Source organism: Kitasatospora sp. NPDC001159 (assembly GCF_053598235.1).
This window is the reverse complement of sequence record NZ_JBSFJV010000060.1, coordinates 15,996-30,192: the sequence shown is the minus strand read 5'-3', so window position 1 is coordinate 30,192 and position 14,197 is coordinate 15,996. Positions and strand designations below refer to the sequence as shown.

The window sequence follows — 14,197 nt, the reverse complement described above, 5'->3', positions numbered from 1 at the left end:
AGCGCGGTGCGCGGTTTCGAGTGGTTGGGCGTCCGTGCCGTCGGAACGGGCCCGCCGGCGGGATCCGGGGGTGGCGGTGATCACCTTTGGGGGTGGAGCGGCGGGTGAAAGCGCAGGTGGGAGGATCGGGTGAGACGGTCGAAGGAGGGACCGGCCGCTGGGTCGGGGGCGGGCGAAGCTACCATGTGCGCAACACCCTCAGCTCGAAAGATGGACTTGTGACTGTCAACGACGACGTGTTCACGGACTGGAAGAACCGCGAGGAGATCGCGGAGTCGATGATCCCGATCATCGGGCGGCTGCACCGGGAGAAGGACGTCACCGTCCTGCTCCACAGCCGTTCCCTGGTGAACAAGTCGGTGGTCAGCATCCTCAAGACGCACCGCTTCGCCCGGCAGATCGCGGGCGAGGAACTCTCGGTCACCGAGACCATGCCGTTCCTGCAGGCGCTGACCACCCTGGACCTCGGCCCCTCGCAGATCGACCTCGGGATGCTCGCCTCGACCTACCGGGCGGACGACCACGGCCTGTCGGTGGAGGAGTTCACCGCCCAGGCCGTCGCCGGTGCCACCGGTGAGAACAAGCTGGAGCGCCGGTCCGCGCAGGACGTCGTGCTGTACGGGTTCGGCCGCATCGGCCGCCTGGTCGCCCGCCTGCTGATCGAGAAGGCCTCGGGCAACGGCCTGCGCCTGAAGGCCATCGTGGTGCGCAACGGCGGCGGCGACGACCTGGTCAAGCGCGCCTCGCTGCTGCGCCGGGACTCCATCCACGGCCAGTTCCAGGGCACCATCACCGTCGACGAGGCGAACAACAAGATCGTCGTCAACGGCAACGAGATCACGGTGATCTACTCCGACGACCCGAGCAAGGTCGACTACACGGAGTACGGGATCAAGGACGCGATCCTGATCGACAACACCGGCAAGTGGCGCGACCGCGAGGGCCTGTCCAAGCACCTGCGCCCCGGCATCGCCAAGGTCGTGCTGACCGCCCCGGGCAAGGGTGACGTCCCGAACATCGTGCACGGCGTCAACCACGACATGATCAAGCCGGACGAGCAGATCATCTCCTGCGCCTCCTGCACCACCAACGCCATCGTCCCGCCGCTGAAGGCGATGGAGGACGAGTACGGCGTCGTGCGCGGCCACGTGGAGACCGTCCACTCGTTCACCAACGACCAGAACCTGCTGGACAACTACCACAAGGCCGACCGCCGCGGCCGCTCGGCGCCGCTGAACATGGTGATCACCGAGACCGGTGCCGCCTCGGCCGTCGCCAAGGCCCTGCCGGACCTCAAGGCGAAGATCACCGGCAGCTCGATCCGCGTGCCGGTGCCGGACGTGTCCATCGCGATCCTGAACCTGCAGCTGAAGCGCGAGACCAACCGCGAGGAGGTCCTCGACTACCTGCGGGACATCTCGCTGACCTCGCCGCTGAAGCGCCAGATCGACTTCACCGACTCGCCCGACGCGGTCTCCAGCGACTTCATCGGCTCGCGCCACGCCTCGATCGTGGACGCCGGCGCGACCAAGGTCGAGGGCGACAACGCGATCCTGTACCTGTGGTACGACAACGAGTTCGGCTACTCGTGCCAGGTCGTCCGGGTCGTGCAGTACATCTCGGGTGTCGAGTACCCGACCTACCCGGCGCCGGCGGTCTGATCCACCGGTTGGGCTGTTCCCGCGGGGCGGTGACCGTTTGGTCGCCGCCCCGTCGGCGTTCCCGGGGGTGTTCGTGCGGGGGCGGCTCCCGGGAGGGTGAGTGGGTGCTGGGGTGGATGAGTGCGGCTTCCGGGGCGGGTCTTTTTCGGGCGGGCGGGCTTCGCGCTGCGCCCGCGCGGTGGGGCGGGTGAGACGGTTCGTGTGCGGGGAACCCGGGGTGGGTGGGGTGTGGGGCGGTCGCTATCTTGAGGGGTCACGGACAGCCGTAAGGGAGTGGGCATGGGGATGGGTGGTCGGCGGATGGCCGGAGGGGTGGCGGCCGCGGTGCTGATGGGTGTGCTGGCCGGGTGTTCGTCCGGTGGGTCGGAGGATGCCAAGGGGGCCTCGGGGGCGTCGAGTTCGGCGGCGACGGGCGCGGCCGGCGGTACGGTCCCGGCCTCCGCGGCGGCGCCGTCCGCGTCCGCGACCGGGGCGGGAGCCGCGCCGTCGGCGGCAGGTGCCGCGACGGCCGGGGCCACCGCCGGGGCCGGCAGCGGGGCGCCGGTGCCGCCGCCCGCTGCCGCGGAGACGCCCGGGGCGGATCTGGAGGGGGTGCTGCTGGACGACAAGGTCGTCGGGCAGGTGCTGCCGGACGTCAAGGCGATGGCCGGGTGGGACGAGGAGAAGCGCAAGGTCGACACCGCCGACCACGCCACCACCTGCACGGCTTCGGCCCCCTGTGCGGGCAAGCCGCTGAGCGGGTCGGTCCGGTTCTCCTCGGGTGACCTGGTCACCCGCTTCCTGGTGGACACGCTGCCGAGCCGGGACGCGGCCAAGGGCCGGCTGATGGAGGCGTACGCCTCCTACCCCGTCGGGCCGTTCCACAAGGTCGACACCCCGGCGCTGGGCAGCGAGAGCCAGGCCTTCGTCGGACCGCTGTCCGCGGGTGACGGGGTGAGCATCGTGGTCCGCTCGGGCACCGTGGTGGCGAGCGTGACCACCGAGGGTGGTCCGGTGGATGTGAACGCCACCCGGCGGTTCGCGATGATGCTGGTCAAGCGGATCGAGCAGGCGCAGTCGGGGAAGGCGCCGGACGCCGGGCTCGGCCCGGCCTGACCGGGTTCGGGCGCGGTCAGGGCCTGTCCTACGGCCTGCCTCAGGGGCAGGCCGGCAGCTCGTACTGCCCGAGCGCCAGCAGGGTGTCCACCGCGCAGTGCGGTACCCGCCAGCCGGGCAGCAGGCCGCCTGCGCCCGTCAGCTCGGCGCAGGCGGCGGTGACGGCGGCCTCGGCGGCGAGCAGGTGGTCAGCGAGGACGAAGACCACGCCGTCCACGGTGCCCGGGCCGACCAGGATCCGGGCGTGTCCGATCCTGGCGGGACCGTGGACCGCGCGCGCCAGCCCGTCCCGGAAGCTCTCCGGGGTGGGCGGGCGCTCGGTCGCGGGGTCGTCGTCCGGGGCGCTGAGGTGGAAGCGGATAGCGTGCACAGGAGTAAGCCTGACGGATCGTCGGCACGATCGGTGGCCTCGGGACTGTCAGGAAACTGTCAGGCAGCAAGATGTCACCCCGTCCCATCTGGAATGCCATCTCGTGGGAACGTCGCCGCCGCCCCGCGCCGCACCCCGCCCCCGGTCGTCGCTGGGCTGGGGAAACGGATGTCGGTCGCCCGTGATATGTACTCATCTGGGGTGGCCACTGTGCGGCCATGCGAAAGATGCCGATGATGTTCGAGGGGGCCACACATGCCGCTGTTCCGACGCCGCTCGGGCGGGGAGGGCGCGCAGGACCGGGCCGGCCGGCGCGGGTTCGGATTCGGCAGACGGGCCGCCGGGGCGCCCGCGGCCGCCCGTGCCGCGGAGCCGCGGCTGGACCCGACCTTCGGCGACGAGTCCGTCCGGCTGGTGCTCGGGCAGGCCGCGGCCGGGGACTGGACGGCGCTGCGCCCCGCGCTGGCCGCCGCCGCGGACGGGGCCGACCTGACCTGGCTGGCTGGCTCGATCGCCGACGTGTCCGGGGTCGAGCAGTGGACGGCCCGCGCGATGGCCGACGCGCCGGACGACGCGTTGCCGCTGCTGCTGTCCGGCGCCCGGCACGTCACGTGGGCCTGGGAGGCGCGGACCGGCGCCCGGGCCAAGCACGTCACCGAGGAGCAGTGGAAGCTGTTCCACGAGCGGCTGGACACCGCCGAGGAGCAGCTGCTGGAGGTCGCCGAGCGTGAGCCGTCCTGGCTCGCCCCCTGGTACTTCCTGCAGATCAGCGCCCGCGGCGCCTCGCTCGCCCCGGACGTCGCCACCTGCCGCTTCGAGGCCGCCGTCCGGCGCGTTCCCGGGCACCCCGGCTCGCACCGCCAGCGGCTCCAGCAGCTGTGCGCCAAGTGGGGCGGCTCGCACGACGCGATGCACGAGTTCGCCCGCTCCTCGATGCTGGCCGCCCCCGAGGGCAGCCAGCTCGGCGAGCTGGTGGCGCTCGCCCACCTGGAGCGCTGGCTGGACCTCCCGGACGGCGAGGACCACGCCTACCTGTCCAGCCCCACGGTGCTGGCCGAGCTGCAGGAGGCCGCCTTCCGGTCCGTGCTGCACCCGGACTTCGTCCCGGTCCGCGGCTGGCAGGCGAGCTTCAACACCTTCGCCATGGCCTTCTCGCTCGCCGACCAGCGCAAGACCGCGCGCCTGCTGTTCGACGCGCTGGACGGCCTCGTCACCGAGTCGCCCTGGCACTACCTGGCCGGCGACCCGGTCAAGGCCTACCGCGCCCACCGCGATCGTTGCGCCACGTACTGACGCCGAGCCGCGAACCGCTGCCGAGCCGCGAACCGCTGCCGAGCCGCGCACCGCTGGCGCCACGCCGCGTCCCCTGAACCCTTCACCCCCCTCGCGATCGAAAGAGCCTCCGGTGTCCCCATCCGACAACCCGACGAGTGCGCACACCTTTCAGGTGGACCTGCGCGGCCTGGTGGACCTGCTCTCCCACCACCTCTACTCCAGCCCGCGGGTCTACCTGCGGGAGCTGCTGCAGAACGCGGTGGACGCGATCTCCGCCCGCCGCGCCCTCGACCCCGAGGCGCCCGCGGCGATCACCGTCCGCGCCGACGACGAGCTGTCCGTCACCGACACCGGCATCGGCCTGACCGAGAAGGACGTCCACACCTTCCTCGCCACCATCGGCCGCAGCTCCAAGCGCGACGCCGACGGCCGCCTGGACGGCGCCGGACTTGCCAAGGCCCGCGGCGACTTCATCGGCCAGTTCGGCATCGGCCTGCTCGCCTGCTTCGTGGTCGCCGACGAGATCACCGTGGTCACCCGCTCCGCCGCCACCCCGGACGCCCCGGTGATCGAGTGGCGCGGCAGCTCCGACGGCAGCTACACCATCCGCACCCTGCCCGCCGAGGCCAAGCCCGAGCCCGGTACCACCGTCATCCTCGCCCCGCGCGCCGACGCCGCCGAGTGGACCCGCTCCGGCCGGGTGCTCTCCCTCGCCCGGGACTTCGGCAGCCTGCTGCGCCACGACGTCACCGTCATCGACGCGAACGGCACCGAGCACCGGGTCAACCGCACCCCGCCGTGGTCCGAGCGGCACGCCTCCCCGCTGGCCCGGCGCGACGCGCTCGCCGAGTACTGCCGCGCCACCTTCGACTTCACCCCGCTCGACACCATCGAGCTGAACCTCCCGCTGGTCGGCCTGCGCGGCGTCGCGTACGTCCTGCCCGACGCCGCCCCGCCCTCGCGCCGCAACGGCCACCGGGTGCACCTCAAGGGCATGCTGCTCTCCGACCAGGCCGACGAACTGCTGCCGGACTGGGCCTTCTTCGTCCGCTGCGTGGTGGACACCGACGGGCTGCGCCCCACCGCCTCGCGCGAGGGCCTGTACGCCGACGAGACGCTGGCGGCCGTCCGCGAGGCGCTCGGCGCCCGGATCCGTGACTGGCTGACCGGCCTGTCCGCGAGCGACCCGGCGCTGCTGCACCGCTTCCTCTCCGTGCACCACCTGGCCGTCAAGGAACTCGCCCGCTACGACGACGAGTTGCTGCGGATGATGCTGCCCTGGCTGCCGTTCGAGACCACCGACGGCAACGTCACCCTGGACGAGTTCGCCCGCAGCCACCCGGTGGTGCTGGTGACCCGTACGGTCGAGGAGTTCCGCCAGGTCGCCCCGATCGCCGGCGCGGCCGGTCTCGGCGTGGTCAACGGCGGCTACACCTACGACCGCGACCTGGTGCACCGGCTGCCCGAGATCCGCCCCGGCGTCTCGGTCGCCGACCTCGACCCGGGCACCGTCACCGCGCACCTGGACAGCGTGGACCCGGCCGCCGAGCTGGCCGCGGGCGTCTTCCTGGCGATCGCCCGCGAGGTGGTCGGCCGCTTCGACTGCGACGTCGCCCTGCGCAGCTTCCACCCGACCAACGCGCCCGCTCTGCTGCTCGACAACCGGGAGGCCCGGCACGAGCGCACCCGCGCCCAACTCGCCGACGAGGCAGACGGGTTGTGGGCGGACATCCTGGGTTCGCTGCGCGCCGAGGCGCCCCGCGCCCAGCTGGTGCTGAACCACCTCAACCCGCTGGTGCGCCGCGCCGCGACGGTCACCAACCGCGAGTTGGCGGTCACCGCCGTCGAGGCGCTGTACGGGCAGGCCGTTCTGATGACCCGCCGCCCGCTCAAGGCCAGCGAGTCCGCGCTGCTGAACCGCTCGTTCATCAGCCTGCTCGACCACGCCATGCTCGGCCACGAGGCGGCCGGCGCCGCCGGCACCGACGAGAAGGAGGCGTGATGCTGGACACCCCCGACGCGGTGATGGCCGGGCTGCGCGAGAACGACGCCCGCCCGTACGGCCGCACCCGCACCGTCACCGCCGAGGAACTCGTCGACGCCGCCGAGCAGTTCGAGGACACCGGCGTACGGTCGATGGCGCTGCTGGAGCTGATGGAGGCGTACGAGTACGACGGCGAGCGCAGCAAGATCCCGGTGGTCTTCGCCCGCGTGCTCAAGCTCTGGGACCAGGACCCGGACGGCTTCGGCGAGTGGGCCCGGCACCAGGTGTTCTGGCGCTTCAAGTGGGTGGCCGTCGCTCTGCTCGACACCCCGGACGTGCCGCTGGCGGCCATCCGTCGCTGGCACACCGAGCTGCGGGATCGCTACCGGGCGGCCGGCTACGACCTCCAGCCGTACTACGCCCAGCGCTACCACCTGGCCGTGCACGCCGGTGCCGACGTCCAGGATGCCTACGAGCTGTGGGCGGCCCGCCCGCGCTCCGAGCTCAGTGACTGCCACGCCTGCGAGACCCGCGCTCGCGCCGACCACCAGGTGGCGGCCGGCGACGACGCGCTGGCCCTGGAGGTCATGCAACCCGTCCTCACCGGCCGGAGCACCTGTGAGGAGGAGCCCTTCCGGAGTCACGCGGCCGCTCTGCTGCCGCTGCTGCGTCAGGGCCGCCTCGACGAGGCCCGCTCCAGCCACCTGGTCGGTTACCGCTTCGCTCGCGGCAAGGCCGGAATGGTACGACCGGTCGGCCAGCACATCGAGTTCTGCGCTCTCACCGGCAACGAGGCGCGCGGCCTGGAGATCCTCGCCGAGAACCGCGACCTGTTCGCCGTCAACGGCGACCCGCTCGGAGTGCTCGACTTCCTCACCGGCGTCGAGGTGCTGATCGCCGCCCTGGCGCGAGCCGGCCATGGCGATCTCACGGTCAGCGGCCCGGTCGGTACCGCCTGGACGGTGGACACCCTGCTCGCCCACGTGCGTACCGAGGCCGACTCGCTGGCCGCCCGCTTCGACGCCCGCAACGGTACCGACACTGTCAGCGCCAACCGGCGCGCCCGGCTGGCCGTCGAACCGCTGCTGGCCGAGCCGCTGGCGCTCGGCGTGCGGGCGGTTGCCGCGCCCGAGCTGGCCGCCACCGCCCCCGCCGTCGCCCCGGCGCCGCGTCGGACCGTCGAGGCGGAGCCGGAGGACTTCACCGCCCTGGTACTGCGGGCCCGCGAGCTGGAGGTGGTCGGCCACCCCGATGCCGACCGGCTCTGGAAGCGGATCGCCGAGCGTGCCGGCGCCGACGGCTTCGTCCACCCCGAGAGCGTCGAACTCGGCAGCCCCGAGCGGCTGGCCGCCGAACTCGCCGAGCAGCGCGCCCACGAGGCGCTGCAGCGCGACGAGCACGCCGAGGGCAAGGCGGACCTGCTGGCCGCCGCCGAGCTGTACGAGCAGGCCGGGCTGCCCGGTCCGGCGCTGGTGGTCCGCACCCGCACGCTGATCGCCGAACTCGGCGACGTCGACGGCGCGGTGGCCGACTGGACGGCGCTGGACGCCGCGCTGGCCCGGTCCGAGGAACTGCGGGCGGCGGGCACGCTGGCCGACGACGACTACCTGATCATCCTGCAGTCGCGCGCCTACGCCGCCCACCACGACATGGTCGAGGCGCTGCCCGAGCCCTCCGACGGGGCCGCGGCGCGCTTCGAGGCCGCCGTCGGCGCCTACCGGCAGACCGCCGTCGCCCTCGGCTCCGCCCGTCGGGCCGCGACCTCCCGGCAGTACACCGCCGACGCCGCCGCCCGGCAGGGCCGCCTGGCCGATGCGTCAGCCGAACTGCGTGAGGTGCTGGCGCAGTTGGACGCGGCCGAACTGTCCTGGCACACCCCGCGGGTGCTCGGCCTGCTCGGCCAGGTGCTGCTGCAGGACGGCGAACCCGCCCAGGCCGTCGAGGTGTTCCACCGGGCGCTGGCCGAGGCGGTGCGCTGGGGCGACGACTCCTACCCGTACGCGCCGACGTACAAGATGCTCGGCCACGCGAGCATGCAGGTGGAGGACCTCGGCGGCGCGGTCCGGGCGCTCTCGGAGGCCGCCGCGCGCTACGACCGCCAGGGCGGGACCGCCGTCGAGGAGGCCGCCCAGGTCCGGCTGCAGCTGGCCGACGTGCTGCGCGGCACCGGACGCACGGCGGACGCGGTGGCCGTCCTGGAGTCGGTGCTGGACGCCTCGACCGGTGGCCTGGACGTGCGGATGCTCGCCCAGGTCCGGCTCGACCTCGCCCGGGGACTGGTCGAACTGGACGAGCACCGGGACGCCGCCGAGGAGTACCTGCGCCTGGCCGACCTGGTGGCCGACTGGGAGGACCAGCAGACCCACACCATGGTCGCCTGCGAGGCCACCCTCGCGCTCGCCCAGGCGGACCTCTGGGACGCCGCCGAGGCGGCTCTCGGGCGGGCCCGCGAGGCCCACGGCAAGGCCCCGCAGGTGGACCAACTGGCCGCGACTCTGCGCGAGTTGGCCCGGCTCACGATCTGTGGCAAGGGCGCCGAGTGGCTGGACGCTGCGCTCGCCCTGCTCGCCGAGGCGGACGCGCTCGGCGAGGCCGCCGAGCGCAGCGGCGAGGAGTACAACAGCTGGTACCTGCGTGGCGGTTCGCACCATGAGCGGGCGCGCTGCCTGGCCGTCGCCGATCGGCACGAGGAGGCGCTCGCCGAGGTCGAACGGGCGATCGCGGTCTACGAGCAGGGCGGCGCGCAGGCCGAGTCGCCGCGGGCGGAGTCCGTCCGGCTGGCCGCGCTGATCGAGGGCGGCGACCTCGGCCGCCCCCGGGCGGCGGTGGCCCGGCTGACCGCCGGGATCACCCGCTGCGAGGCGGCCGGGCTGCCAAAGGCGGCGCGGATCCTGGCCGAGCTGCGCGAGCGGTTCGCCTCCGACTGACGTGGAGGCGGCGGGCGTGGTGCACGCCCGCCGCTGTTGTCCAGGTGTTCCGGTCAGCAGGGGCCGTCGTCGGCCCAGACGCCCCACTGGCCGCTGGCGCTCGGCACCTCGTTCAGCGTCCACCACTTGGCGTGGTAGTCGTGCCCGTTGTACGAGACCTCGGCGCCCGCCGTGTACGTGGTGCTCGCGCTCCACGCCGGGGCGGTGCAGGTGCCCGGGTTGCCGGTCGGGGTGCCGGGACCGGTCGGCGGGGTCGACGGGGGTGTGGTCGGCGGAGTGGTGGGCGGGGTCGCCCCGGCGAACTTCACCGTGTACTTGGTGAAGTCCCAGTCGCTCTGCGCCACGCTGGAGCAGGAGCCGGACAGCCCCGGGTCCACCGGGCCCGGGCACTGGCGGTCCCGGTTCACCGACCAGAAGGTGTACCGGGCCAGGCCGTGCGCGGTGGCGAAGTCCAGCACGGTCTGGAAGTCCGCCTGGCGGAAGTACTCGGCGGCGTCCGTGCGGCCGTTCATCATCGACACGCCCTCGTGGGCGCACGCGGTGGACTCGTTCCAGCCGAAGGTGGTCTGCAGGATCTGGTTGAACTTCACCAGCGCGTCGGTCTGCGCGGCGGCGCCGTTGAAGCCGCCGTCGAACGGCATGATCGAGTAGTTGTTCGGCGTGAAGCGCTGGGACTTGGCCTCGTTGAGCATCTGGGTGCCGAACCAGCCGGTGCCCGCGTTGGTCCCGGCTGTGGTGATCGAGATGTACAGCCCCGGGTTGTTCTGCTGGAGGATGCGGGCGGCGCCGATCTCGTTGTGGATCGCGGCCGTGTTCTCGTACTCCGGCTCCTCCAGGTCGAAGTCGATCGCCTTGAGAGCGTACTTGGTGATCACCTGCTGGTACCCGGCCGCGGTCGCCTCGGGCGTGCCGCAGACCTGGCCCAGCTTGGTGCCGCCGTACCCGCCGACCGACACCGAGACGTCCCCGCCCTTGCCGCGGATGGTCTGGATGACCCCCGGCATCGTGGTGTCGCTGTCGATCGAGGAGGTGCCGCCCCAGGCGGGCGAGCAGCTGTTGCCCTGGGCGAGGACGAAGGCCAGCTGGAAGGCCTTCTGTCCGGTGGCGTCCATCACGGCGGCGGCGTCCGGCGGACTGTTGTCCTCGGGCATCAGGTACGGCGCCGAGGCGTACCAGTTGCTGCCCAGGCTGCCGGAGGCGACGGTGTCGGCCGAGGCCGAGCCGGTGCCGGCCAGTGCGGCGACACCCCCGGCGACCAGCCCGAGCACCCCGGCCACGGCGAGCGCGGCCCGGCGGGCCCCGCCCGGGCCACGGTGCCTGCGCGAGGTCGGTGCGGTTCGGTGCCGTGGGGGAAGAGCACGTTCCATCGGAGGCCTTTCCAGGAAACGGCGGTGGGGGAAACGGACCTGGTCACGCCGGGTGTGGGGGTGGCGTGACGGCCGAACGGGCCGTCGGCGGCGGGTAGTTGCCGATGGCTGTCACTGGTATAGACCTGTTGGGGAATGGCGGTCAACCCCTAACGGGTCAAGCCGCCGGCTCCGGCGGAGCCCAAGACGCGCCCTTCCACGAGGAGCTGAGCGAGGGTGACGGCTGTCAGCTGGCATCTGTCGGGCGAGTCCACGCCGCGCGCGACAGCGGCGTCCCGCCAGAGGTCACGCCTGGCCGCGCGGCGCCGCAGGCGGCGCCGGAATCGGCCCCGAGGCCTTGAGCGTCCGCAGTACCGGCGCCGACTCCAGTCCGGTGATCGCCGCGACACCGCCCAGCCGCCGGGTGAGATAGCGGTGCAGGTCCGCCGGGTCGGTGCACAGGGCGAGCGCCGCGAGGTTGCTGGGGCCGGTGGTGGCGGCGACGAAAGCGAGCTCCCGGTGGGTGGCCAGGGCGCGGCCGACGTGGTCGAGGTGTGTCGGGGTGACGTTCAGCCAGAGCAGCGCCTGCATGCCGGCCCCCAGCAGCTGCGGGTCCAGCTCCACGTCGAGGAAGACCGCCCCGTCGGCCCGCAGTTCAGCCAGGCGGCGGGCGACGGTGGCCGGGGTGCGCCCGGTGGCGGCGGCGAGTTCGCCGAGCGGCGTACGGCCGTCCACGTGCAGCGCGCCGAGCAGCGCCCGGTCGGCGGCGTCCAGGCCGCCGGACGGAGCGCTCCCGAGCACCGGCCGGAGCCGGGCCTGCTGCTCCTCGCTGAGCACCTCGGTGCTGCCCGGCCAGGCGGTCGGCCCGCCCCGGTAGGTGTGCAGCAGGCAGTGGGCGGTGACGGCGGTGACGGCGCCGGTGCGCGGGATGTCGCGCAGCAGCAGGGTGTGGCCGTCCGGTCCGGCTCCGGTCTCGATGATGGCGGTGATCTCGGTGCCGCCGGAGGTGAGCTTCACCCACGCCGTGTCGCCGCGCCGGACCAGCGCCTGGGCGAGCTGCTGCGCCGTGTGCGGCCCGGCGCTCAGGCGCAGAAGCCACTGCTCGCGCCCGGCCCGGTGCGGGTCCGCCAGCCCGACCACCCGCAGCCCGGCCTCGGCCCGCAGTCGCCGGTAGCGGCGGGCGACGGTTTGCGGGGACACGGCCAGCACGGCCGCGATCCGGCTGAACGGGGCGCGCCCGTCGACCCGCAGGGCGTGGACGAGGGCGCGGTCGAGCTCATCGAGCATGGGTGGGTTCCCGGTGGTCGGAGGCGCTGCCGGTGGCACCGGAGGATGCGGCACCGGAGGATGTGGCACTGGAGGATTCTGCCGCGCGGCGGACGGTCATCCACCGCCCCGGCGGGTCGAGGCCGGGGCGACGCGGGGCGCGGTCCTCGACGAGCAGCGGGGCGAGTGCCAGGACGGCGAGTGAGAGCGGCAGGTTGACCAGGAATACCGCGCGAAGAGTGGCCGGAACGCCGCCACCTTCCGGTCGGGCGACCACCGCCACCAGCCAACGCCGCCCCCGATCCGCGAAAAGCTCCACCCGCCCTGCTCCGGGCGTCGAAAAGCTCCACTCAGACCAGGGCGGTGACCCCCACCCCTGCCAGTAGCCCGCTGACCGCCGGCGACCACGGCCGGCTGGTCGGCCCGGTCAGCGTCAGCGTCCGGTGCACGGCCGGACGGATCGGCACCAGCACGCAGTCCGCCGGCAGCATGGTCAGCGCCAGCGCCGGCATCACCGACACCCCGACGCCCGCGTGCACCATGCCGATCAGCGTGTTGAGGTCGCGGATCCGGTGCCGGGGCGTGAAGCGGGTTCCCGCCCGCCGGTAGGCCTCGCGGATGTGACGCTCGCAGCCGCCCTCGGAGAGCAGGAAGTCGTCGTCCTCCAGGTCGGCCACGTGGATGGTCTCCTGCCCGGCGAGCGGGTGGTCGCGGCGCAGCAGCGCGTGCATGGAGTCCGCGCCGAGCGCGACCGCCCCGGGCGGTAGCGGCCCGGCGTCCACCAGTACGGCGGCGTCCACCGTGCCGGCCTCCAGCCAGGCGGCCAGCTCGGCATCCTCACCCTCGAAGAGCCGTACGGTGACCTGCGGGTACGCCGCCTTCCAGTCCCTCAGCAGCCCGGGCAGCAGCGCCTGGCAGACGGTGGTCGGCGCGGCCAACCGCACGGTGCCGGTCAGGCCGCCGGTGTGCCGGGTGGCGATGGTGCGCACGGCGGCGACGGAGGCCACGGCGGTGCGGGCGTGCGGCAGGATCCGCTCGCCGAGCGGGGTGGGTCGGCAGGGGCTGCCGCGCCGCAGGACGGGCGCGCCGAGCGAGCGCTCCAGCGCGGCGACGGCGTGCGAGACGGCGGACTGGCTGATGCCCAGCTCGTCGGCCGCCGCGCCGAAGCCGCCGGTGTCGGCGACCGCGACCAGCGCCCTGAGCTGCGCCAGGTTGACCTCCGAGGCCATGAGACTTCCTCATCCTTCCGGCACTGCCACTTGTTGGACTCATGCTCCGTCGCCGGGCCACCCTCTGTCCAGAACACAACGGGAGGACGGACGGGGAGGTGGTCGGGGTGCGGCGCTGGTTGCCGGGCTTCGTGGCACTGTCGGCGATCTGGGGCGCGAGCTTCGCCCTGATCAAGGTGGCGGTCGAGGCCGGGGTTCCGCCGGTGTGGGTGGCGCTGTGGCGCAGCCTGCTCGGCGCGGTCACGCTGTGGATCGTCCTGCTGCTGCGCGGCGAGCGGGCCCCGCGCGACCGGGCGCTGTGGGGGCACTCGACGGTGGTCGCGGTGCTGCTCAACACCGTGCCGTTCACCCTGTTCTCCTTCGGCGAGACCCGGGTCAGCTCGGTGCTGGCCGGGGTGATGAACGCGACCACCCCGTTGTTCGCCCTGCTGTTCGCGGTGCTCACCGTCCCCGAGGAACGCCGACCGGGCGCCCGCCGGCTCTGCGGCCTCGCGCTCGGCTTCGTCGGCGTGCTCACCGTCCTCGGGGTCTGGCGCGGCCTCGGTTCCGGCGCGACCGTGGGCGCCCTCGCCTGCCTGTCCGCCGCCTGCTGCTACGGCGCCGGCTTCGCCTACCTGCGCCGCTTCCTGTCCGGCCGCCCGGAGTCGGTGACCACCCTCTCCGCGCTCCAGATCGGCTGCGCCGCCGCCGAGTTGGGCCTGGCTGCCCCGCTCGCCGCGGGCGCCCCGCACTGGCCGGGAGCCGACGCGGCCGCCGCCCTGCTGGTGCTCGGCGGGCTCGGTACGGGCCTGGCGTACCTGCTCAACCTCGGCCTGGTCCGGGCGGCGGGCACCGCCGTCGCCTCCGCCGTCACCTACGTCATGCCGCTGTGGTCCACCGCGCTCGGGGCCGCCTTCCTGGCCGAGCCGGTAGGCTGGAACGCCCTGACCGGGGGCGTCCTGGTGATCGCCGCGGTCGCCCTGACCCGGCCGCGCCGGGAACCCGCCGCCTCCGCTGTTCCTCCGCCCCCGAAGGAACGTCAGCCGGTTGGTTAGAGGGATCGGG

Annotated in this window: 11 protein-coding genes; 6 read left to right on the top strand and 5 right to left on the bottom strand. The window is 73.6% G+C overall.

Annotation, left to right across the window (positions count from 1 at the left end):
* Positions 1-218: 218 nt before the first annotated feature.
* Together ACWC9T_RS26795 and ACWC9T_RS26790 are read left to right on the top strand one after the other, a co-directional pair.
* Complete coding sequence (locus ACWC9T_RS26795) at positions 219-1,661, top strand: glyceraldehyde-3-phosphate dehydrogenase (RefSeq protein WP_449823607.1); 1,443 nt, start codon at positions 219-221, stop codon at positions 1,659-1,661.
* A gap of 279 nt (positions 1,662-1,940) precedes the next feature.
* On the top strand, positions 1,941-2,756 hold the full coding sequence (locus ACWC9T_RS26790) for a hypothetical protein (protein WP_449823606.1): 816 nt from the start codon (positions 1,941-1,943) through the stop codon (positions 2,754-2,756).
* Positions 2,757-2,796: 40 nt separating this feature from the next.
* On the opposite strand, the gene ACWC9T_RS26785 is transcribed toward ACWC9T_RS26790, so the two are convergent.
* Positions 2,797-3,126 (bottom strand): hypothetical protein, encoded by a 330-nt coding sequence (locus tag ACWC9T_RS26785; RefSeq protein ID WP_449823605.1) that lies wholly within the window; start codon positions 3,124-3,126, stop codon positions 2,797-2,799.
* A 255-nt stretch (positions 3,127-3,381) separates the two neighbouring features.
* Between ACWC9T_RS26785 and ACWC9T_RS26780 the strand changes: the two genes are divergently transcribed.
* The 3 genes from ACWC9T_RS26780 to ACWC9T_RS26770 all read left to right on the top strand — a co-directional run bounded on the left by ACWC9T_RS26780 (position 3,382) and on the right by ACWC9T_RS26770 (position 9,312).
* Positions 3,382-4,419, top strand: a complete 1,038-nt coding sequence (locus tag ACWC9T_RS26780) for a hypothetical protein (RefSeq protein WP_449823604.1) — start codon at positions 3,382-3,384, stop codon at positions 4,417-4,419.
* Between the two features lie 112 nt (positions 4,420-4,531).
* A complete protein-coding gene (locus ACWC9T_RS26775; RefSeq protein WP_449823603.1) occupies positions 4,532-6,403 on the top strand; it encodes an HSP90 family protein in 1,872 nt (623 codons plus the stop codon).
* Entirely contained in the window at positions 6,403-9,312 is a 2,910-nt protein-coding gene (locus ACWC9T_RS26770) for a hypothetical protein (protein ID WP_449823602.1), read from the top strand. The genes ACWC9T_RS26775 and ACWC9T_RS26770 overlap by 1 nt, the downstream gene beginning before the upstream one ends.
* Positions 9,313-9,365: 53 nt before the next feature.
* Here the strand turns inward: ACWC9T_RS26770 and ACWC9T_RS26765 are convergent, their stop codons facing one another.
* From ACWC9T_RS26765 to ACWC9T_RS26750, 4 genes are all read right to left on the bottom strand, one after another.
* Positions 9,366-10,679, bottom strand: coding sequence for a carbohydrate-binding protein (locus ACWC9T_RS26765; protein WP_449823601.1), 1,314 nt, complete (start codon positions 10,677-10,679; stop codon positions 9,366-9,368).
* A gap of 285 nt (positions 10,680-10,964) precedes the next feature.
* A complete protein-coding gene (locus ACWC9T_RS26760) occupies positions 10,965-11,945 on the bottom strand; it encodes an Lrp/AsnC family transcriptional regulator (RefSeq protein ID WP_449823600.1) in 981 nt (326 codons plus the stop codon).
* Complete coding sequence (locus ACWC9T_RS26755) at positions 11,935-12,243, bottom strand: hypothetical protein (protein ID WP_449823599.1); 309 nt, start codon at positions 12,241-12,243, stop codon at positions 11,935-11,937. The genes ACWC9T_RS26760 and ACWC9T_RS26755 overlap by 11 nt, the downstream gene beginning before the upstream one ends.
* 31 nt (positions 12,244-12,274) lie before the next feature.
* The gene (locus ACWC9T_RS26750) at positions 12,275-13,153 is read right to left on the bottom strand and encodes a LysR family transcriptional regulator (RefSeq protein ID WP_449823598.1); all 879 of its coding nucleotides are present in this window, start codon (positions 13,151-13,153) and stop codon (positions 12,275-12,277) included.
* 107 nt (positions 13,154-13,260) lie between these two features.
* On the opposite strand from ACWC9T_RS26750, the gene ACWC9T_RS26745 reads away from it, so the two are divergent.
* A complete protein-coding gene (locus ACWC9T_RS26745) occupies positions 13,261-14,187 on the top strand; it encodes a DMT family transporter (RefSeq protein ID WP_449823597.1) in 927 nt (308 codons plus the stop codon).
* Positions 14,188-14,197: the final 10 nt, after the last annotated feature.